The organism is Streptomyces nidicola (assembly GCF_050106155.1).
In the GTDB taxonomy this organism is placed as follows: domain Bacteria; phylum Actinomycetota; class Actinomycetes; order Streptomycetales; family Streptomycetaceae; genus Streptomyces.
On record NZ_JBNBPI010000001.1, the window covers coordinates 8,626,098 to 8,646,570 of the forward strand.

A 20,473-nucleotide genomic window follows, 5' to 3' on the forward strand; every position below is an offset into this window, starting at 1 on the left:
GACCCGCGTTGCAATCCGACGCCCCCATCGCCTCGATCGCTCCGACACCTCACCAACTCGCCTGGCAGCGCAGCGGCACCGGCGCCTTCTTTCACTTCGGCATCAACACCTTCCACGGCCAGGAGTGGAGCGACGGCACCCTCCCGGCGTCGTCCTTCGACCCCACCGACCTCGACGCCGAGCAGTGGGTCGAGACCGCCCGCGCGGCCGGGGCCCGCTACGCGATCATCACCGCGAAACACCACGACGGCTTCTGTCTGTGGCCCACGAGGACCACCGACTACTCCGTCGCCTCCTCGCCCTGGAAGGACGGGAAGGGCGATGTCGTCGGGGAACTGGCGGCGGCCTGCCGTGCGGCCGGGATCGGCTTCGGGGTGTACCTCTCCCCGTGGGACCGGCACGCGCCCGAGTACGCCGACCCGACCGCGTACACCAAGCTCTACACCGAGCAGATCCGCGAACTGTGCACCTGGTACGGGCCGTTGATGGAGCTGTGGTTCGACGGCGCGGGCTCGGACGGCTACGAGTACGACTGGACGGCCATCATGGCCGTCGCCCGCGAGCACCAGCCGGACGCCATGGTGTTCAACATGGGTGACCCGACGATCCGCTGGGTGGGCAACGAGGACGGGCTCGCTGCCGACCCCGTCGAGTACGTCGTCGACCACACCCAGATGAGCAATTACACCGTCGTCACCGCCGAGTTCGCCGAGGCGCTGTACCTACCGCCGGAGTGCGACGTGTCGATCAGGCGCGGCTGGTTCTGGCACCCGGAGGACGAGCCGAAGTCCCTGGAGCACCTGCTCGCCATCCACTACCGCTCGGTGGGCCTCGGCGCGAACCTCCTGCTCAACCTGCCGCCCGACACACGCGGCCGGATCCCGGACGCCGATGCCGCGCGGGTGGCGGAGTTCGGCGCGGAGGTCGCGCGCCGCTTCGGGACACCGGCCGCGACCGCCGAGCTGACCCACGGGGACACCTGGACTGCCTCCTTCGGGGGCCCGGTCGCCTTCGACCACATCCGGCTGCGCGAGGACCTCACCGACGGGCAGCGCGTCGTGCGCCATGTGGTGCGGGCCGGCGACCGCGTCCTCGCCGAGGGGCTCACCGTGGGCGTCGGGCGCATCCACCTCACCGAGCCGGTGACGGCCGCCGAGCTGACCGTCGAACTCGTGGGCGATGGGGCGGCGTTGGAGTCCGTCGAGGTCTTCGAGACGGGAGTGCGGGAGCTGCCGCGGGTTCCCGAGGGATACCGGGCGCCGACGGATCGGCCGGACGAATGAGAGGGCACGGGAACGTGGAACTGACGGGTGAGGGCTGGACGCTGCGCAGCTGTGGTGACACCGGTGGTAACGGTGACATCGAGGTGCCGGCGGTCGTGCCGGGATGCGCACACACCGACCTGATGCGGGCCGGGGGCATCCCGGACCCGTTCCTCGGCACGAACGAGGCGGGGGCGCAGTGGGTGGGGCTCGCCGACTGGGAGTACAGCAGAGAGTTCGGCCTGGCCGCACAGTCTGATGGCTCCCGCGTGCACCTCGTGTTCGACGGGCTCCAGACGGTCGCGACGGTCCTCGTCAACGGCACTGAGATCGGCAACACCCACAACATGCACCGCCGTTACCGCTTCGACGTGACCGACGCCGTACGGCCCGGGACGAACGAGCTGGCCGTGCGCTTCGCCTCCTCCGCGCGGGCCATGATGGACGCGGCCGGCGACGACCCGCTGCCGTACGACTGGACGTACCCCTACAACGAACTGCGCACGATGGCCTGCGAGGGCGGCTGGGACTGGGGCCCGACGCTCGTCACGGCGGGGATCTGGCGGGACGTACGCCTTGAGGTGTGGGACACGGCCCGCGCGGACGTCGATGTCACGACGACCCTGGACGAGGACCTGCGGCGCGGGACGCTCGTCGTGGGTCTCGGCGTGGAGGGCGGCGCGTGCGAGGCCGAGGTCTCCGTCGCAGGGCGTACGGAGCGCTTCCTGATCACCTCAACAGGGCGCCAAAAGCTGGCTGTTGATGTCCCGAGCCCCGACGTCTGGTGGCCGCGCGGCTATGGCGCGCCCACCCGGTACGAAGCGACCGTACGACTGCTGGACGCGACCGGCAGGACCCTCCAGGAGACCCACCACCGCGTCGGTTTCCGGCACATCGCCATCGACACGACACCCGACGAGCACGGCCGCGCGTTCACGCTGCGGGTCAACGGCCGCCCGGTGTTCTGCAAGGGCGCCAACTGGATCCCCGACGACCTCTTCGTCTCACGCATGACGCCCGCCCGGTACGAGGAACGCCTCGACCAGGCGTGCGCGGCGAACATGAACACCCTGCGCGTCTGGGGCGGCGGCATCTACGAGGACGAGGCCTTCTACGCGGCGTGCGACGAGCGCGGCGTCCTGGTCTGGCAGGACTTCATGTTCGCGTGCGCCGCCTACCCCGAGGAGGAGCCGCTGCGCTCGGAGGTCGTGGCCGAGGCCGACGACGTCGTCCGACGCCTCGCAGCCCACCCGAGTGTCGTCGTCTGGAACGGCGCCAACGAGAACCTGCTCGGCCACGAGGACTGGGGCTGGCGCGCGCAGATCCGGGACCGCACCTGGGGCGAGGGCTACTACCGCGAGCTGCTCCCGGCCGCCGTCGAGGCCCACGCGCCCGGCGCCGTGTACGTCGTGAACAGCCCCGTGGCGAGCGAGCCCGGCGTCCACCCGCAGGTGCCCGGCGACGGCCCGACCCACCTCTGGGACACCTGGAACCTCCTCGACTACGCCCACTACCGGGACCAGATTCCGCGTTTCGCAGCCGAGTTCGGCTGGCAGGCCCCGGCCACCCGGGCCACGCTGACCGAGGCGCTCGGGGCGCTGCCCGACCGGCCCGACGACCCGGCCCTCCTGGCGCACCAGAAGCAACCCGGCGGCGAGCGCCACCTCGTGGACCGCTTGAAGGGCCGCTTCCCCGACCCGGCCGACATCGCCACGGACACCGACCGCTGGCACCTGGCCACCAGCCTCAACCAGGCCCATGCCTTGCGCACCGCCGTCGAACACCACCGCTCGTGGTGGCCGCGCACGGCCGGCTCCCTGATCTGGCAGCTCAACGACGTGTGGCCCGCCCTGTCCTGGTCCCTGATCGACCACGGCGGCCGCCCCAAGCCCGCCTGGTACGCGGTGCGCGGCGCCTTCGCCGACCGCCTCGTCACGCTCCAGCCGAGGGAGGCGGGCCTCAGCGCCGTCCTCGTCAACGACACGGACGAGCCGTGGACGGGTGAGCTGGCGCTCCACCGCGTTCACGTGACGGACGGCGAAGTGGCCCGCACGGAAGGGGAGTTCATAGTTCCCGCGCGCACGGTCCTCGCCCTCCCCGTGGGCCCGCGGATCACGCAGGTGGGCCGCCGCCGCGAGGAACTGGTGGTCGCGGACACCGAGGGAGCCGACCGCGCCGTCCACGCCTTCGTACGCGACGACGGCGTCCGCTGGCCCGCCCCCGACGTCAAGTACTCCGTCGAGCGGAAGGCGGACCACGCGCTCGTCCACCTCACGGCGGGAGCCGCGCTCGGTGATGTGATCGTCGAGGCCCCCGGCATGCGCGCGGACACGGCGCTCCTCACGCTGCTGCCGGGGGAGAGCGGGACGGTCGTGCTGCGGCCGGAGCAGGAGGGCGCCAGGCTGCCCGGGGAGGACGCGGTCTCCCTGCGGACGCGCAACGGGTTCTTCCACAGCTGAGCCGCTTGCGTCGCCTGAGGAGCTCCCATCTCTCCGCACGAAGGGGCAGCCGACGAACGCCGTCGGCTGCCCCTTCGCCGTGCCGCCGGAACCCTCACCCGTTCACGTGCCGCCCGAGCGCCCCGATGAAGTCACGGAAGTACGCCTGCGTCACCCGTGCGTCCGGCACCATGTCGTACGCGTGGAACGCCCCCGGATACACGTGCAGTTCGGTCGGTACCCCGGCGCGGATCAGACGCGTGGCGTACGCGACGTCCTCCTCCAGGAAGAGGTCGAGCGCGCCGACGCTGAGGTAGGTGGGTGGCAGTCCCGCGACGGATTCGACGCGGGCCGCGGCGGCATAGGGGGAGACGTCGGGCCCGCCGGGCTCGCGGCCGAGCAGGGACGTCCAGCCGAAACGGTTGTCGGCCGGGGTCCAGATGAACTCGCCCGCGTGCGGGTGGGCGTCGACCGTGCTGGAGGTGCGGTCGTCGAGCATCGGATAGATGAGGAGCTGGAACGAGACGGGTATCTCGCCCCGGTCGCGGGCCAGGACCGTGAGGGCCGCGGCGAGCCCGCCGCCGGCGCTCGCGCCCCCGATCACGATGCGTTCGCGGTCGACGCCGAGTTCGGCGGCCTGCTCGTGCACCCAGCGCAGGGCGGCGTAGCAGTCGTGCACCTGCCCGGGCGCCCGGGTCTCGGGCGCGAGCCGGTAGTCGACCGAGACGATCTGGACGCCGGTCTCGGTGGCGATCCGGCGGCACAGGATCTCGTCGGCGTCGGCGGCGCCGAGTACGTAGCCGCCGCCGTGGATCCACACGAGTGCGGAAGTGGCGGACGTGGTGGGGGACTTGGGCTCGTAGTGGAGGACGCGCACCTCGGGCTCGCCGTCCTCGAAGCCCGGTACCCACCGCTCGGTTGTGGTGATGTCCGGGTAGAGCGCCTGCGGGTCGGGCGCATCCGGCGCTCGGGGGACCTCGCGGACCAACGGCAGTGTCTCCGGGCTCAGTTGCAGCGGCGGGAACACGTCCAGGATCGGAGCGATCTCGGGGTCGACCAGGTGACGGGTGCCGGACGCCGGACCGGTGGGCGCGGCACGGGTGAGGGCGAAGCCCCGATAGCCGTCCTCGGCGACCGCGTCGCAGATGTCCCGGTAGGGGCCGACCCCGCCGACGTACGGCATGAAGATCCGGGGCTTCCCGGGGACGTTGGCGCCCATGTACCAGGACGCGGCCCGCGGATAGAGGGTCGCCTGCGCCGCCTCGTTGACGTGGTCGACCCACTTGTCCTGGGCGTCGCGCTCGGCCTCGAACCGGACGACGCCGGTGCGGCGCGCGTGGCCGATCGCGTCGGTGATCCAGTCCACGTGCTGCTCGATGGAGACGATCATGTTGCTGAGGACGGAAGGACTGCCCGGCGCGGTGATCATGAACAGGTTCGGGAAGCCGGCCGAGGCGACCCCGAGATACGTGCGCGGCCCGGCGGCCCACTCCTCGCGCAACGGGACACCGTCGAGGCCGCGGATGTCGAGCGCGTCGAGCGGCCCGGTCATGGCGTCGTACCCGGTGGCGAAGACGATGGCGTCGACGGTGTGATCGACGCCGCCGACCCGGAGGCCGTGGGGTGTGATGCGCTCGATCACCTTGTCGCCCAGACTCACCAGGGTCACGTTGTCCCGGTTGTACGTCTCGAAATAGCCGGTGTCGACGCAGATCCGCTTGGTGCCGATGGGGTGGTTCGTCGGGCAGAGGAGTTCGGCGACGGCCGGGTCGTCGACGATGGCGCGGATACGGTCGCGTACGTAGTCGGCGGAGACCTGATTGGCGGTCTCGTCGATCGAGGTGTCCTCGAAGGCACCCATGAAGGTCGTGCCGCCGAAGGCCCAGCGCCGGTCGAGTTCGGCGGTGCGGCGGGCCGCGTCGAGGTCGAGCGCGTTGCCGAGCGGCGGCGGCACGACGACTCCGGAGGCCGAGGCTCGGGCCTCCGCGCGCAGCTCGCGGTAGCCGGCCTTCACGCGCCGCTGCTCGTCGGGGTCGAGCGGCCCGTTGTTCGCCGGGACGGAGAAGTTCGGGGTGCGCTGGAAGACGGTGACGTGCGCGGCCTGCTCGGCGATCACCGGGATGGCCTGGATGCCGGAGGACCCCGTGCCGATGACGGCGACGTGCCGCCCACTGAAGTCGACACCTTCGTGCGGCCAGCGGCCGGTGTGGAACGTGGGCCCGGTGAAAGAGTCGAGGCCGGCGAAGTCCGGCACGCGGGAGGCGGACAGACAGCCGACGGCGGTGACGAGATACGACGCGGTCACCCGGCGCCCGTCCTCCAGCGTCACGGTCCAGGTGTCGGCCTCCGCGTCGTAATCGGCGCCCCGTACCGAGGTGTTGAACTCGATGTCCCCGCGCAGATCGAAGCGGTCGGCGACATGGTCGGCGTAGCGGAGGATCTCGGGCTGGGACGGATAGCGCTCGGTCCACTCCCACTCCTGCTGCAATTCCTCGGAGAAGGAGTACGAGTAGTACATCGACTCGACGTCGCACCGTGCGCCCGGATACCGGTTCCAGTACCAGGTGCCGCCCACGCCGCCACCGCGCTCGTAGACCCGCACCCGCAGGCCGAGATCGTCGCGGAGCCGGTGCAGGAGATACATGCCGGCGAAACCGGCACCGATGACGATGGCGTCGTACTGAGTGGTCGGCTGGGCCTGTCGGGTCTGCTGCATGGGCGTCACCACTCCCTCCCCGGCGACACGGCCGGGCTCGGTTGGGCCGATCACCAGCAGGATCGGCAGAACGTGTGACGCGCGTCATTGGGCAGGTGGCTCGGTTGACGAGCCATCTGTCCCGCCCGCCGTGGGATCCGCCCGGTACAGATCACCGGACTCCTGCAACCGCCGCAGCACCAGGGCGAGGAAGAGCCGGGTGCGCCCGTACGGTTCGGTGAAGCTGAAGCCGAGGTAGCGCTGGGCGCGCTCCACCCGGTACGCGACCGAGTTGTGGTGCCGGTGCAGCAGGCGGGCGGCCTTGCGGACGGAGTCGGTGGCGGCGACCGCTTCGAGGCAGACCAGCATGTCGTCCCCGTGATCGTCGACCAGCCGGCCGAGCTGCCGCACATCGGGCACGGGGGCGATCTGCTCGGCGCTCAACGTCTCGGCGAGCAGCGCGTACCCGCCGAGCCCGGCCGCGTCCACGAGCATCGCCTCCTCGACGGCGTACGGCCCACGCGCCCGCGTGCTGGGCCGCGCGAAACGCAGCGCGGTCCTGGCCAGGTGCCATGCCTGTGGCGCGTCCGCGGAGGGACAGGGCCCGGCGAACGCGGCACGCGCCCCGACCGGCACACCGGGAACATCGCCGGGGTCGAGCTCCTTCGCGACCACCAACTCGACGGTGCCGATGGGTGCGTGGAGCACGACGGGCGTGAGCCCCCGCAGCCCGTCGACGAACGCCCCGGCCGCGCCGGGCGGCCCCGCCAGCGCGAACACCGTGATCGTCGACGCCTCGTTGAGCCCGAGACGCAGCCACGTCCGGGCCCGGGTCTCCGCGTCGACGGTGGGATCGACGACCGACCGCAGCGCGGTGTCACCCTCCTGGGCAGGGGAGCCCTGCGCTAAGAGAGCGACCTTCGCGGCGATTCCGAGCCGCCGCAGCAGCAGCGTGGTCTCGGCTTCGGTCAAAGGGAGGCCGGAGGTGTCGATCCAGATGTGTCCGGTGCCGGGCAGCTCGCGCGTCACCACCCGGTCGGGAGCGGCCTGTTCCGCACCGTCGGCCGGACGATCGTCGGGACTCGCCGTGCGGACTTCGCCCTGCACGGTACGGATCCCGACGGCGCGTCCGAGGGCGTCGGCGGTGCGGTCCAGAAGAACACCCAGGTCCGCGTCGGACTCGGCCAGCTCGTCGACGAGCCGCAGGACCGCTTCGAGGTCGAAGGGGTCGAACGTGTGCGACACGGCGCCCTCCTACTCCTTCACCGCCCCACTCAACATCCCCTCGATGAACTTCCGCTGCAACGCCACATACACGACCACCACCGGCAACGCGATCAGCACCGACGCCGCCGCCAGCAGTGTCGTGTCCGCGCTCTGTTGGCCCTGGAAGAAGGCGAGGCCCAGGGGGACCGTTCTGAGTGCCTCGTCGCTGATCATGACCAGGGCCATCAGGAACTCGTTCCACGTCCACATGAACGTGATCACGATGAGCGTGGTGATGGCCGGGCGGCCCATCGGGACGAGGATGCGCCAGAGTGTGGTCCAGGTGTTCGCGCCGTCGACGCGTGCCGCCTCGATGACCGAGCGGGTGCTGTTCATGAAGTACGTGCGCATCCAGAACACGCCAAAGGCCAGGGACTGCGCGGTCTGGGGCAGGATCAGCGCCCAGTAGGTGTCCGTCAGGTGGAAGTAACGGAGGTCGAAGTAGAGCGGGACGACCAGTGCCTCCTGGGGGAGCGTGAGGCCCAGGACGAACAGGTAGAAGAGGAGCGTCGAGCCGCGGAAGCGCATCGTGCCGAAGGCGTACGCGGCCAGGATGGACAGCACCGTCGAGGCCGTCACCACGACCACCGTCACCAGGACCGAGTTCCCGAGGTACGTGCCGAAGTGGCCGCGCTGCCACGCCTGTTGGAAGTTGGACCAGTGGAGGGTGTCCGGGAGGGCGAAGCCGCCGCCCACCGCGTCCGGGGAGGAGAAGGCGGTCGACAGGATGCCGATGACCGGGGTCAGTGCCAGGACCGCGAAGAGTGCCAGGATCGTGTATGTGGCCGTGCGTTCGATGCGCGAGGTCATGCGCGGCGCCCTTCGACGAGACGGGAGACCGTGACGGTCAGGGCGAAGATGAGGACGGTGAGTGCCACGCCGATCGCGGCCGCCGAGCCGACCTCGTTCAGTTCGAAGGCGCGGTGGTACACCTCGTAGGCCGGTACGGACGTGGTGTTGCCGGGGCCGCCGCCCGTGGTGATGTAGATCAGGTCGAAATTGCGGAGGCCCGCGATGATCGTGAGGGTCAGGGCGACGGAGATCTCGCCCCGTAGTCCGGGCAGTGTCACCGCGAAGAACTCGCGTACCGCGCCCGCTCCGTCGAGCCGCGCCGCCTCGTACAGCTCGCGCGGGATGCGCTGCGCTCCGGCCAGGAAGAGGACCATGCAGAGGCCGGTCATGACCCAGGTGCCGACCACGCCCACGGCGGGCAGCGCCCACGTGTCGTCGCCGAGCCACGGGCGGGCCAGACTGTCGAGGCCCACGCCCCGCAGTACATCGTTGAGCAGGCCGTCGGGCGCCAGGATCGAGCGCCAGGCCACACCGACGACGACCATGGCCAGGACCTGCGGCAGGAACAGCACCGTACGGAAGAACGTCAGGCCCCGGACCCGGATGCGGGACATCGTCGCCGCGAGCAGCAGGCCGATGGCCACGGGCAGCGCCGCGTAGAAGACCAGCAGGATGAGTGCGTGGCCGAAGGGGGCGCGAAGCGTCGGGTCCGTGAAGAGGGCCGTGTAGTTGTCGAGGCCGGCGGACGTGGCTCGGGTCAGGCCGTCCCAGTGGAGGAAGGACAGGCCCACCGCCTGGCCGAAGGGGTAGAGGAGGAACAGGCCGTAGACCGCCAGCGCGGGCAGGACGTAGAGGTAGCCGATGGAGCGGGGCTGGCCGGGGGCCCGGCTCGTGGATGTGCGTTTGCCTGTCACGAGTCCGACGCTCCCGAACTGCCCTTGCCCTGCTGCTTCTTGATGAACGGCGCGTAGTCGGACTGGAGCTTGCGGGCGAAGTTCCGCGGCGAGGTCTTGCCCGCGATGAGGTCCTGAAGGGCCGCCGAGCTCGTGTCGTAGAACGTGGGCGTCGCGTAGTCCAGGTACGGGACCAGTCCGTCCGCCGACGTCAACTGCCGCCAGCCGCCGACCATTTGACCGTCGGGAGACTTCGGGTCGAGGGCGTCCGCCGCCTTCCCGGGGACCGCGGGCAGCACGCCGTTCCGCGTCATCACGTCCGCCGCGTGCTCGTTGGTGATGAAGTCCAGGTACGCCGCCGCGACCTCGGGGTGCGCCGAGCGCGAGGTGACCGACCACGCCAGGCCCTGGCCGCCGGTGGTGGCGGGCTTGCCGCCCTCGGTGGCGGGTGGCGGGGGCATGATGCCGAGGTCGTCGCCGAGTCGCTTCTTGAGGTCGGCCAGCATCCACGTGCCGGTGATCGTGTACGCGCCCTGCCCGGCCATGAACTTCTTGTTGGCGTCGTCGTAGCCGAGCCCGTTGGCGTCCTTGGGGAGGTAGCCGCGGTCCAGCCAGTCGGTCAGCGTGGTGGCCGCCTTCGTCGTACGGGACGTGGCGAAGCCGTCGCCGCGGCCGAGGACCGTGTCGCGGGCCTGCTCGGCGCCCTGCTGGTCCTGGAGCATGCCGAAGGTGTGGATCGCGGGCCACTTGTCGAGGTTGCCGAACTGGATCGGGAGTTCTCCGGATTTCTTCAGCTTTGCGAGGCTGTCGGTGAACTCCGCCCAGGTGCGCGGGGGTTGGACGCCCGCCTCCTTCAGGACCTTCTTGTTGTAGTAGAGGCCCACGAACTCGCCGGTCTGGGAGATCCCGTACAGGCGTCCTGTGCCGAAGCGGCGGGACGTGCCCGGCTCCGCCACGGAGACCCGGTTGAGGTTGAGGAGCGTCGCCGGGTAGCGGGTGTTCCACTCGTAGATGCCCGCGTAGTTGTCGAGCGGTGTCAGCAGGCCCGCCTCGACGAACGCCACCATGTCCGGGTAGCCCTGGTTGGCCTGGACGACATCGGGCGGGTTGTTGCCGGACAGGGCCAGCTTGAGCGTCGTCTTGAGGTCGTCGAAGCTCCGCGAGACACGCTTGATCGTGACGTTCGGGTACTTGTGCTGGAACTCCTTGTTGAGCTGCTCGATCTCGGCGTTGGTGCCGCCGCGGACCTCCTGGTCCCACACGTGCAGCGTCACGTTCCCGGCCTTCTTGGGATCGGGTATGCCGCCCCCGCCACCCGGCGCGGTGTCACCGGTCACCGCGCCCGAACCGTCGGTGCCCGGTGTGCAGCTCGCGGCGCCGACGGCGAGGGCGGCCGCGAGCACCGACCGCCGCGTGAATCTTGAGCTCATGGTGGTGTCTCCGTGTCTCCTACGCGGCCCGGAAGCCGAGAGTGGGTGTCGCCCGGTGGCGGGCCACCTCGTGCAGCCGGGCGGGCACGACATCGGCCAGGAAGCCGTAGCGCCGCACGAGTTCCGTGGTGGCGGCGTCACCCGCCTTGGCGGCCCGCGCAGTCAACTCGCCCCACCAGGCGGCCACTTCGACCCAGCCCGGCGCGGACAGCGAACCGCCGAAGTGCTGCACGGACAGGGCGGCCGTGAGGTTGGCGAAGGCGAGGCGGTCGGCGAGCGGCCACCCGGCGAGGGTGCCGGTCACGAATCCGGCCATGAACACGTCCCCGGCGCCTGTCGGGTCGAGTGCCTCCACGCTCAGGCCCGGGACGTCGGCGTGCTCCCCGGTGAGCGAGTCGACGGCGACGGCGCCCTCGGGCCCCTTGGTGACCACGGCGATGGGCACGAGGTCGGCCAGCCTGGCCACCGCATCCTGCGGGTTGTCGGTGCGCGTGTAGTGCAGCGCCTCGGTGGCGTTGGGAAGGAAGGCGTGGGCGTACGGGAGCCCGGTCAGCGTCGCGGTGTCCCAGCGGCCCGACTCGTCCCAGCCGACATCGGCGAAGATCCGGGCGCCCTGGTCGTGCGCCTGCCGCAGCCAGGCGTCCTCACGGTCGGGTTCGAGCGAGGCCACGCCGGCGCGGGCGCGCGGCACGGTGTGCTCCAGCGGGGGCGCCGGGTGTTCGTGCGTCACCATGGTGCGCTCGCCGTCGTACGCCATGGAGACCGTCAGCGGCGAGTGCCAGCCGGGGAGGCGCTGCGAGTGGGTGAGGTCGACGCGCTCGACGTCGGCGAGGGACTCCCAGCAGTAGTCGCCGTACAGATCGGTGCCGAACGTGGCCGCCAGCGTGGTGCGCAGGCCCAGGCGGGCGAGCGCGGTGGCCATGTTCGCGATGCCGCCGGGGCTTGAGCCCATGCCGCGGGCCCAGTTCTCGGTGCCGATGCGCGGGGCGCCGTTGAGCCCGGTGAACACAAGGTCCATGAAGACGGTTCCCGTGAGAAACACGTCGTGTTCGGGATCGCCGGCGCCGCGCACCCCCGCCAGCGGATCGATGCAGTCGCACACCGCCCTGCTCGGACTCACCGTCGTACCCTCCCTGTTCGCGAACGTCGGCCGATACAGCGCGACGATGATCGATACCATGCACTTCCGGCCAGGCAGTTGCAAGAAGTTGCTCACCTTTGCGCGGGCGCGGGCTGTGTGCATGACGAAGGGGCGTCCGCCCTCCGGCCGTGTGGCGGGAGGGCGAACGCCCCTTCGTCGGGTGCGGGCCGGCTGCTAGCTCAGCGTCTTCAGCGCCGCCGCGTCGTACGGCTTCAGCTCGTCGAAGCGGCCCGCGAGGACCTTCGCCGCCCAGTCCGGGTCCTGGAGCAGGGCGCGGCCGACCGCGACCATGTCGAACTCGTCGCGCTCCAGGCTGTCGAGGAGGTCGTCGATGCCCTTGACGGGGGAGCCCTCGCCCGCGAAGCCGCGGATGAAGTCGCCGTCGAGGCCGACGGAGCCGACGGTGATGGTCGGCTTCCCGGTGAGCTTCTTGGTCCAGCCCGCGAGGTTCAGGTCCGAGCCGTCGAACTCCGGACGCCAGTAACGGCGGGTGGAGGCGTGGAAGACATCGACACCGGCCGCCGAGAGCGGGGCGAGAATCGCCTCCAGCTCCTCCGGGGTCTCGGCGAGCCGCGCGCTGTACGCCTCCTGCTTCCACTGCGAGTAGCGGAAGATGATCGGGAACTCGGCGGAGACACGCTCGCGGATCGCGGCCACGACCTCGGCGGCGAACTTCGTACGCGCCACGGCGTCACCGCCGTAGGCGTCGCCACGACGGTTGGTGCCGGCCCACAGGAACTGGTCCAGCAGATAGCCGTGCGCGCCGTGCACCTCGACACCGTCGAGACCGATCCGCTCCGCGTCCGCGGCGGCCTGCGCGAAGGCGCCGATGACGTCGTCGAGGTCGGACTGCGTCATCTCCTTGCCCTCGCCCTCGGTGCCGTCCACGCGGATGCCGGAGGGGCCGACGGGCGGAGCCTCGGCGAAGGGCGGCTGGCCCGCCTTGCGGACCATGCCGATGTGCCACAGCTGCGGAACGATCGTGCCGCCCGCCGCGTGCACGTCCTCGGCGACCTTCGCCCACCCGGCCAGCTGCTCCTCGCCGTGGAACCGCGGCACCCGGTCGCTGTCACCGGCCGAGTCGTGGCCCACGTAGGTGCCCTCGGTGATGATCAGGCCGACGCCCGCGGCGGCCCGACGCGCGTAGTACGAGCGCACATCTTCACCGGGGATACCGTCCGGCGAGAACATGCGGGTCATGGGGGCCATCGCGATGCGGTTCGGCACGGTCAGGCCGTTCAGCGCGACGGGGCGGGAGAGTATCTCGGCGGCGCGGGACGTGGGGTCGGCCACGGGGGCTCCTCAGGAGTACGGGCATGGGGGATATCGGAATCGGTCGGCTGTGCGGCGCTGCACAAACGGCGATCTTCGGTGGCAACCGCCGCACCTCCCGCGCGCATTCCATGAGCGGGCCGAGCCGCGGTGTGATCCCGGCCACGGAAGGTGGGGTGACCTGCCGCTCAGCCGCGTTGATCACTCCCGTACCGTGCTGCGACGGGGCCGGCCTCCCCCCTCCCGGCCTCGCAGAAGGAGTGAGAGCTGGTGCGTGCGGTGGACACGAGTGTGGTGGTTGTCGGAGCCGGTCCTGCCGGGCTGACGCTCGGTGTGTTGTTGCGGCGGCGTGGGGTCGACTGTGTGGTGGTCGACAAGTTCACGCGGGAGCAGTTGCTGGCGCGTTCGCGGGCCGGGTTCCTGGAACGGCGGACCGTGCAACTGCTCGACCGGCACGGCCTGTCCACCCGATTGCGGGCGGAGGGCCTCGCGCACACGCGCTGCGAGATCCACGCCGAGGGCGAGCGGGTCACCGTGGACTACGAGGCGTGGTGCGGCGACGCGCCCAGCTATGTGTACCCCCAACAGGACGTCGTGGCCGACCTGTTGGACGCGTACGTCGGTGAGGGCGGCACCCTGCTGCTCGGCAACCCGGTCACCGACGTCGTGGCGGACGAGACGCCGCGGGTCGTGTGCGGTGACGGCACCGTGATCCGCGCGGACCTCGTCGCCGGCGCCGACGGCTGGCACGGGCCGACCCGCGCCGCACTGCCGGAGCTCGCCTTCACCCGGTACGACGTCGCGCACGACGCCCGACTCCTGGGTGCGCTCGTCGAGGCACCGCCGTCCGCCGGGCACACCGTCTACGCGCAGCACCCCGACGGCTTCGCGGGACACATGCTGCGCTCCCGCGACGTCACCCGCATGTACCTCCAGATACCCGCCGGGGACACCATCGAGCAGTGGCCGGACGAGCGGATCTGGAAGGAACTGCACACGCGGCTCGACCTGCCGGACTGGACGCTCGACGAGGGCCCCGTCCTGGACCGTGCCATCGTCGACATGCACACCAAGGTCGTCGAACCCATGCACCACGGGCGCGTCGTGCTGCTCGGCGACGCCGCACACATCGTGCCGCCCTCCGGCGGCAAGGGCATGAACCTCGCGGTGGCCGACGCCGCCGATCTCGCCGCGTCCCTTCCGAGTCACTTCGAGGGGGAGGAGCCCCTGGAGGCGGTGCTGGCCGCGTACTCCCGGCGGCGCCTGGCCGACGTATGGCAGGTGCAGGAGTTCAGCCACACCATGCTGGAACTCCTGCACGCCGACGAGCCCGGCACCCCGAACGCCGCCTACCGCGAACGGCTGCGGCGTGCCCGGTGGCAGCGGCTGCGCGACGACCCCGCGTACGTACGGTCCTTCGCGGAGCAGTACATGGGGCCCTCGCTCACGGAGTAGCCCGGGTCACTGTCGGCCCGCGCCACGCGGACGCTGAGCGGCCCGGGTCACTGCTGGCCCGCGAACCGCGGACGCTCCAGCTCTCCGAAGGAGCCGGGCGCCGCGCCCGTGAGCCGGTCCGGCGCGAAGTCGGCAAGGAGCGGGTCCCGTTCGCCGGTCAGCAGCTCGTCCGCCGCGAGGCGTCCGAGCAGCGGCCCGAGCGTGATGCCGCTGTGCGTCGCCAGCGCGTAGACCCTTCCGTCCGGGCGCAGTCGGCCCGCCACCGTGAGGCCGTCCGCGGGAAGGGCGCGTTGGCCCACGCGGAACGATTCGAGGCGTGCGCCGCGCGTTCCGTGCAGCAAGTCGGCCAGCCGGGCGAGGAGTTGGGCGGCGTGCGGGCCGTCCACCGGCGGCGGCGCGGCCGGGTCGGCGTCCTTGTCCAGGTCGAGGCCCTGGACGACGAGCCGTCCGCCACCGTCGGGGCGGACGTTGAGGCGTGGCGTGGTGAGCACCGCGTCGAGGCGCGCCGCCGTCGGGGAGGTGTAGCCGAGGAGGCCGACCGTGGCGGAGCCGGGCTCGGCCGTGTCGGCCATGGGCAGTGACACCCCGGTCAGCGCCGCGGTCCGCTCGCTCCACCGCCCCGTCGCGCTGACGACGAAGTCGAAGGTCTCGCTGGTGCCGTCGGCCAGTTCGATCCGCACGTCGGAGGCGCGTTCGTCGATGCCGGTCACGTCGGCCGGGCAGCGCAGCTCGGCGCCGTGGTCGCGGGCCTCGCCCCACAGGCGGGCGACGAGCGGGTGCGGCAGCACGTAGCCCTCCTCGGGGAAGTACGCGATGCGCCGCACGTCGTCGGGGATGCGCAGGTCCGGCACGAGTTCGCGGGCCTGGAACGGCTTCAGCCACCGCCAGGGGTAGTCGCGGCCCTCCAGGAGTTCGAGGGCTTCCGCGAGGCGTCCGTCGCCCACCTCGTCGGCCGCCCACTCCAGGTTCCCGGCCGGGAAGAACCAGTCCGGCGCCGGGCCGCCCGCCTCCCGCAGCGCATGGTGCTCTGCGACACCCGCCACGTTCAGCTCGTGGTACGAAATCGGGTTCTTGGCATGGGAGTTGACCCAGGCGAACGTGGTGCCGGTCGTTCCGGCGGCGAATCCGGTGCGCTCGAAGACGGTGACCGCGGCGCCGCGCAGGGCGAGGGCGCGGGCGGTCGCGGTGCCGAGGACTCCGGCGCCGATGACGGCGATGCGGGGGGTGGGGGCGGTCATACGGAGGTGCTTCCTTCCGGTGCGGGGACGGGGGAGGACTGGGCGGGCACGGGGGCCGACGGGCGGCCCGAGGCCAGGGCGCAGCCGAGCAGGACGACGGTGGAGGCGGCGATGCCGTACACCGCGTACGGCACGACGGTGTCGGCGATCTGGGCCGCACCGCAGCCCGCGAGGCCCGCGAGCATCGCGGCGAGGGCGGCGGCAGGTGTCAGCCGGAACCTGCGGCGCAGCGCGTAGCCGAGGAAGAGCGGCGCGGCGAGCGCGGCGGCCGAGTACGCGTAGGTGGCGACCAGCCAAGTGAGCGCGGTCGGGAAGGAGATGGCGAGCACGGCGGCGATGGCGGTGACCACGACCGTACAGAGCCGGGAGAGTGTCACCATGCGGCGGTCGGTGCGCCGCCCGCCCACGACGCTGCTGTACAGGTCGCGCACCAGGCTGGTGACGACCGACTGGAGCGCGCTGCCGGACGTCGAGACGATGGTGGCAACGAGGAACGCGCCGTAGGTGACGAGGAGGAGCGGCGGCAGCTGCGTGATCAGCCAGCCGGCGGCCTCCTCCGGGTTGCTCAGGCCGGGGTGCTGGGCGCGGACCGAGAGGCCGATGGCCGCCGCGTAGACACCGCCGACCAGGATGGTGAGCCCGCTGAGGACGATGCCGCGGCGGGCGTCGGAGACGTTCTTCGTGGCGAAGATGCGCTGGTAGTAGAGCTGGTTGGTGAGGGTGCCGGGCAGGATCGCGGCCACCCACAGCCACACCTGGTCGCCTCCGGCGGCGAACAGGCCCGAGGGCTGCCACAGCCGCTCGGGCACATGTGTCGTGATGCCGCTCCAACCGCCCGCGAGATGCACGGCGTAGGCGGCGACCACGAGCGACATCACGATCTTGAAGATACCGAAGACGAAGTCCGTCCAGGCCACCGATGTCAGCCCGCCGGGCAGCACGAACAGCAGCGAACCGGCGGCGATGACGGCGATCAGCAGGCTCGGCGAGAGCCCGGTCAGCTGCCCGAACAGCTGGGAGAACGCGACGAATTGGGTGGCCAGCCAGCCGAACGGCACGACCAGCGCGCACACCCCGGCGAGCGCGACGACGACCCGGCTGCGCCCGAACAGCCGGGTGACGACGTCGGGGACGGTGCCGAAGCCCTGGTCGCGCAGCCAGCGCGCGGTCAGGGCGAGACCGAAGAAGCCCAGCACGACGCAGAGTTCGTACGCGAAGACCGACCAGCCCGAGGCGTACGCGATGCCGACGTGGGCGATCAGCACGCCGCCGCCCGCCGCGGTCGCGAACTGGGTGATGACGACGACGATGAGGGGCAGTGACTCGGGCGCGGAGAGCCAGTCGGCGGAGTTCTTCGCGCGGCGCCCGAAGTACACCGAGAGCAGTGCCCCGGCGGCGATGATGACCAGGCCCGCGACGACGATCGCGGCTATTTGGGCGGTGGAGTGGTGCGGCAAGGGGTCACGCTCCTCGGGAGGGCAGGGGAGAGCCAGGAGGGTGTGCGGTGCCGTGCGGGTGCGGGGATGTGGTGTGTGCGGGGGAGTGGTGGGTGTCAGCCCGTGAAGCGCGCCGGGTCGAGGAACGAGATGTCGTGCGGCGACTTCCCATCCAGGACCAGGGATGCGGCGATCTCCCCGAAAACGGGGGCGAGTTTGAAGCCGTGACCGGAGAACCCGGCGAGCAGCGTGGCGTCGCGGGCGCCGGGCAGCGGGCCGACCAGGGCGTGGTCGTCGGCGCTGAACGCCTCGGCGTACACACCGATCCGTACGGGGTGCGGGACGAGGCCGGGCAGCAGCCGGGCCACGGCGGCGGACGCGGCCTGCGCGAATTCGGCGTCCGCGCTGCGGGGCAGGTCCTCGGGTGCGTCCGTGTCGTGCCAGGGCAGGTGGTGCGGCACGATCTTGACGGCGGTTCCGTCGAGCACGGGGAAGCAGGAGAAGCCCGCCTCGTGGTGGCGCCGGATGGCGATGGGCAGCCGGTCGGGGCGGTGTGCGGCGACGTCCTTGGCGGCGAACCAAGCGGCCGTGATGCGCCGCCCCTGCAACGGAAGCCCCGCGAGCCGGGCGAACGAGCCGGACCAGGGGCCGGGGCTCAGCACGACGTGATCGACGTCGTACGTGCCCTGCCGGGTGCGGATGTGCCAGCCGCCGCCGGGGCGTTCGTCGAGCCCCTCCACCCGGTGGTACGGCAGCAGTTGGGCGCCCAGCTCCTGCGCACGGGCGAGCGCGGACTGCACGGCGGGCTCGGGACGCAGTACCCCGGCGCCCGGGTCGAGGACGGCGATCTCGTCGTCGTCGAGCCGGTGCTGCGGGAAGCGCCGAGCGGCCTCGGCGGCACCCAACACCTCGATGTCCAGGCCGTGTTCGGCTGCGCTGCCCTGAACGGCGCGCAGATCGGCGTGGTCGGGCGGGCCGAGCGTCAGCCCGCCGCAGAGGGTGAGCAGCTCGCGGCCGGCCTCGCTTTCCAGGCGGCGCCACAGTTCGTACGAGCGGCGCAGCAGCGGAACGTAGGAGGCGCCCTCCTTGTACGCGGTGCGGAAGATCCGGGACTCGCCGGCGGAGGCACCGCGGTCGTGGCCGGGGGCGTACGCGTCGAGGGCGAGCACCTCGGCACCTCGGGCGGCGAGGTGCCAGGCCGTCATGGCGCCGATGACACCCGTGCCGACGACGGCGACGCGCAGCGGGGGAGTGGGCATGGGGGTTCCTTCCAGCGAGTACGAGAAGGGTTCAGGACCCGCCCGGCACCTCCGGAGCTTGTGACACCTCCGGCGCCTCCGGCACATCCAGGACCGACTGCTCGACGAAGAACTCGGTGAGTCCCGGGCGCATGATGTGCCACATGGCCTCCGCGAGCCCGCCGTCGGTCAGCCGTGTGAGACGTCGCAGCCGCAGGACGGCCTCGCCTGGCGCGGTCTCCAGCAGGGCCGCGGTCGTCTCGTCCAGGACCTGGGCCTCGACGTACATCCGTGAGGTGCTGACGGGGATGCCGGTGCGGTGGAAGTAGTGCAGGACGGTCAGCTGTTCAAGGTCCTCGCTCAGCAGGTGCGGTGCGAGGGAGAAGGGGACGGCGGACAGTTCGACGGCGAGCGGTTGGCCGTCCTCGCTGTACTTGACGCGCCGCAGCTCGTTGACGGGTTCGGTGTCGGGCACTCCTGGCAGGGCGACGCCGGCGTCACCCGCCGGGACAACCTTGGCGGACTGGACGATGTGCGGACCCGGTACCTCGGGCCCGGTCTGCCGCACGTCGGTGAAGCGCAGCAGATTCTCCTGGCGGGCCCCTTCGGCGACGAACGTGCCGCGCCGCCGGTAGCGGACCACCAGGCCTGCCTGGGCGAGTTCGTGCAGGGTGCGCTGCGCGGTGGCGCGGCTCACCCCGTACTCCTCGCGCAGCTCGGCCTCCGTCGGTACGCGGGCGCCGGGCTGCCATTCACCCGAGGTGATCCGGGCCTCGATGTCGGCCCGGATCAGTTGATACTTGGGAATGCCCATTGATTTGATCCAACCATTCGCCAATTGACCGGTCAATAGTGCGGAGTGAGGTGATCTCCGTTCACGGGTCATTCTCGGGCGTGAAACGGTCGGCCGGTGCCCGAAGACGGGCGCCGCGGCCCCCCGGGTGCGCCCTGTCCGGCGGCACGCCCGCCGGTAAACGGGCAGAAACGGTCACCGCCCGTGGCCCGTCCACGCTGGTCGTGGCGGCACGCTCCCTGTTTCAATCGGTGCGCGGGCCCGAACGGGCACCGCGGAACGAGTGCGGTGCGCGTGGCACGACGCGCGGTGCGCAGGAAAGACCTCAAGGGAGAGGTGCGGTGTGAACGCCGAGGAACGTCGACGGCGGATGGTGGAGCTGGCGCGCCGCGCCGGATCCGTGGAGGTCCCCACGCTGGCCGCCGAGCTCGCCGTGTCCAAGGAGACCGTCCGGCGTGACCTGGGCGTGCTCGAGGAGCACGGGCTCGTGCGGCGCACCCATGGAGGCGCGTATCCGGTGGAGAGCGCCGGGTACGAGACCACCCTGGACGTCCGGCGCACCCAGCACGTCCCCCAGAAGTCCCGGATCGCGGCCGCGGCAGTGGACCTGCTCGACGGGGCCGAGACCGTCTTCGTGGACGAGGGGTTCACCCCGCGGCTCATCGCCGAGGCCCTGCCCCGCGACCGTGACCTCACCGTCGTCACGGCCTCGCTCGGCGTCGCCTCGGTCCTCGCCGACCGGGACCGGACCTCGGTGCTGCTGCTCGGCGGCCAGGTCAGGGGCGGCACGATGGCCACCATCGGACACTGGGCCGTGCGGATGCTCTCGACGTTCGTGATCGATCTGGCGTACGTCGGCGCCAACGGCATCTCCCGCGAGCACGGCCTGACCACCCCCGACCCCGTCGTCGGCGAGCTCAAGGCACAGATCGTGCGCAGCGCCCGGCGCCGGGTCTTCGCCGGGGTGCACACCAAGTTCGGGTCGGTGAGCTTCAGCAGATTCGCCGAGGTGGCCGACTTCGGGGCGATCGTCACCGACACCGGACTGTCCGCGTCGGAGGCGGCGCGCTACGCCTATCTCGGACCGCAGGTCATCCGCGTCTGAGCCACGCCCTCACCTTTCG

At 71.5% G+C, this 20,473-nt stretch carries 15 protein-coding genes; 4 read left to right on the forward strand and 11 right to left on the reverse strand.

Annotated elements, in window-relative coordinates:
* The first annotated feature begins 8 nt into the window (after positions 1-8).
* Positions 9-1,283 (forward strand): alpha-L-fucosidase, encoded by a 1,275-nt coding sequence (locus ACOKM3_RS38955; protein WP_426906007.1) that lies wholly within the window; start codon positions 9-11, stop codon positions 1,281-1,283.
* A 14-nt stretch (positions 1,284-1,297) separates the two neighbouring features.
* Positions 1,298-3,721 carry a glycoside hydrolase family 2 protein gene (locus ACOKM3_RS38960; RefSeq protein WP_426906008.1) on the forward strand — a complete coding sequence of 808 codons (2,424 nt, stop codon included), beginning with the start codon at positions 1,298-1,300 and terminating at the stop codon, positions 3,719-3,721.
* Between the two features lie 94 nt (positions 3,722-3,815).
* Here the strand turns inward: ACOKM3_RS38960 and ACOKM3_RS38965 are convergent, their stop codons facing one another.
* The 7 genes from ACOKM3_RS38965 to ACOKM3_RS38995 form a co-directional block, all read right to left on the reverse strand.
* Positions 3,816-6,416: a flavin-containing monooxygenase gene (locus ACOKM3_RS38965; RefSeq protein WP_426906009.1), complete on the reverse strand. Its 2,601-nt coding sequence runs from the start codon at positions 6,414-6,416 to the stop codon at positions 3,816-3,818.
* Positions 6,417-6,500: 84 nt separating this feature from the next.
* Positions 6,501-7,640 (reverse strand): helix-turn-helix domain-containing protein, encoded by a 1,140-nt coding sequence (locus ACOKM3_RS38970; RefSeq protein ID WP_426906010.1) that lies wholly within the window; start codon positions 7,638-7,640, stop codon positions 6,501-6,503.
* Positions 7,641-7,649: 9 nt separating this feature from the next.
* The gene (locus ACOKM3_RS38975) at positions 7,650-8,471 is read right to left on the reverse strand and encodes a carbohydrate ABC transporter permease (RefSeq protein WP_426906011.1); all 822 of its coding nucleotides are present in this window, start codon (positions 8,469-8,471) and stop codon (positions 7,650-7,652) included.
* Entirely contained in the window at positions 8,468-9,367 is a 900-nt protein-coding gene (locus tag ACOKM3_RS38980) for a carbohydrate ABC transporter permease (RefSeq protein ID WP_426906012.1), read from the reverse strand. The genes ACOKM3_RS38975 and ACOKM3_RS38980 overlap by 4 nt, the downstream gene beginning before the upstream one ends.
* The gene (locus ACOKM3_RS38985) at positions 9,364-10,776 is read right to left on the reverse strand and encodes an extracellular solute-binding protein (RefSeq protein WP_426906013.1); all 1,413 of its coding nucleotides are present in this window, start codon (positions 10,774-10,776) and stop codon (positions 9,364-9,366) included. Before ACOKM3_RS38985 ends, ACOKM3_RS38980 begins: the two co-directional genes overlap by 4 nt.
* Before the next feature lie 19 nt (positions 10,777-10,795).
* Complete coding sequence (locus ACOKM3_RS38990; RefSeq protein WP_426906014.1) at positions 10,796-11,896, reverse strand: carbohydrate kinase family protein; 1,101 nt, start codon at positions 11,894-11,896, stop codon at positions 10,796-10,798.
* Between the two features lie 195 nt (positions 11,897-12,091).
* Positions 12,092-13,210, reverse strand: coding sequence for an NADH:flavin oxidoreductase (locus ACOKM3_RS38995; RefSeq protein WP_426906015.1), 1,119 nt, complete (start codon positions 13,208-13,210; stop codon positions 12,092-12,094).
* A gap of 249 nt (positions 13,211-13,459) precedes the next feature.
* On the opposite strand from ACOKM3_RS38995, the gene ACOKM3_RS39000 reads away from it, so the two are divergent.
* Positions 13,460-14,644, forward strand: a complete 1,185-nt coding sequence (locus tag ACOKM3_RS39000; protein ID WP_426906016.1) for a 4-hydroxybenzoate 3-monooxygenase — start codon at positions 13,460-13,462, stop codon at positions 14,642-14,644.
* Between the two features lie 47 nt (positions 14,645-14,691).
* On the opposite strand, the gene ACOKM3_RS39005 is transcribed toward ACOKM3_RS39000, so the two are convergent.
* The 4 genes from ACOKM3_RS39005 to ACOKM3_RS39020 all read right to left on the reverse strand — a co-directional run bounded on the left by ACOKM3_RS39005 (position 14,692) and on the right by ACOKM3_RS39020 (position 19,370).
* Positions 14,692-15,882 (reverse strand): NAD(P)/FAD-dependent oxidoreductase, encoded by a 1,191-nt coding sequence (locus ACOKM3_RS39005; RefSeq protein ID WP_426906017.1) that lies wholly within the window; start codon positions 15,880-15,882, stop codon positions 14,692-14,694.
* Entirely contained in the window at positions 15,879-17,339 is a 1,461-nt protein-coding gene (locus ACOKM3_RS39010; protein ID WP_426906018.1) for a sodium:solute symporter family protein, read from the reverse strand. The genes ACOKM3_RS39005 and ACOKM3_RS39010 overlap by 4 nt, the downstream gene beginning before the upstream one ends.
* 95 nt (positions 17,340-17,434) lie before the next feature.
* Positions 17,435-18,577 (reverse strand): N-methyl-L-tryptophan oxidase, encoded by a 1,143-nt coding sequence (gene solA / locus ACOKM3_RS39015; RefSeq protein WP_426906019.1) that lies wholly within the window; start codon positions 18,575-18,577, stop codon positions 17,435-17,437.
* Positions 18,578-18,608: 31 nt separating this feature from the next.
* Entirely contained in the window at positions 18,609-19,370 is a 762-nt protein-coding gene (locus tag ACOKM3_RS39020) for a GntR family transcriptional regulator (RefSeq protein WP_426906020.1), read from the reverse strand.
* Positions 19,371-19,692: 322 nt separating this feature from the next.
* Here ACOKM3_RS39020 and ACOKM3_RS39025 point away from each other — a divergent pair, with 322 nt between their 5' ends.
* On the forward strand, positions 19,693-20,454 hold the full coding sequence (locus ACOKM3_RS39025; RefSeq protein ID WP_426906021.1) for a DeoR/GlpR family DNA-binding transcription regulator: 762 nt from the start codon (positions 19,693-19,695) through the stop codon (positions 20,452-20,454).
* Positions 20,455-20,473: the final 19 nt, after the last annotated feature.